This window comes from Streptomyces niveiscabiei (assembly GCF_001419795.1).
Lineage (GTDB): Bacteria > Actinomycetota > Actinomycetes > Streptomycetales > Streptomycetaceae > Streptomyces > Streptomyces niveiscabiei.
Window position 1 is genome coordinate 1 of record NZ_LIRL01001368.1, and the last position, 838, is coordinate 838.

The window sequence follows — 838 nt, forward strand, 5'->3', positions numbered from 1 at the left end:
GGGCTGCCGTGGCCGGGGCGGACAGGCTGAGGCCCGGTGCGGCGACGAGTACGGCCGCGAGCGCGGTGGAGGCCAGCAGACGTCGGAGATTACCCATGCGAGTGCCCTGCTTTCTGGTCGGGAAAGAGGAATCCGCGGCTCAGGGCGTCGCTCGACGGCACCATCGGGAACGGGCATGCCGCCGGAGCGTTTCCGCCCGGTCCACGTGGTGCGGGACTGACGGCAAAGAGCGTGGCACGCCGGGGCGTGGGTGGTGAGGCTTGTTCCGGCCAGAGGGGGGACGGCCAGAGGGGGACGGGGTCAGGCGCCGGGGTTCGCGGGGTCGATGCCGAAGAGGGTGCCCTCGGGGGCCACGGCCAGGAGCGCGCCCTTGTCGAGCAGCAGGCGTGTGGGCGTGCCGGAGAGCAGGCTCTCGACGGTCACCCGGGGGTGCGTCTCCCACAGGAGCGCGCCCGTACGGGAGTCCAGTGCCGCCACCCGGCCGGTGGGGGTGGCGAGGAAGAGGGAGCCCCGGCTGTCGGGGACGGCTTTCGCGGGGCGTTCCAGGGTGGTCGCCGTCTGCCACAGGCGCTTGCCGGTGAGGGGGGACACCGCCGTCACCCGGCCGCTGGACGTCGCGAACGTCAGGACGCCGTTCGTCAGGGCCATGCTGCCGTCCTGCGGCTCCGCCAGTTCCGTCGTCCGGACCGTGTCCGCCTTCAGGTCGATGACCAGGGCCTTCGTGGCGCGGGAGTCCTCGCGCAGCGCGACGTACACGGGACGGCCGTCCAGGAGACCGGTGTACTCGGAGGTGACCGGCGGAGCCGTACGCAGGCGGCGGGTCGTGCCGTCGGTCGCG

1 protein-coding gene is annotated in these 838 nt (G+C 73.4%); it reads right to left on the reverse strand.

Going from position 1 to position 838, the window contains the following annotated elements:
* Positions 1 to 300: 300 nt before the first annotated feature.
* Positions 301 to 838, reverse strand: a 538-nt coding sequence (locus tag AOK24_RS44125; RefSeq protein ID WP_159052235.1) for an outer membrane protein assembly factor BamB family protein, incomplete at its 5' end; no start/stop codon positions are given.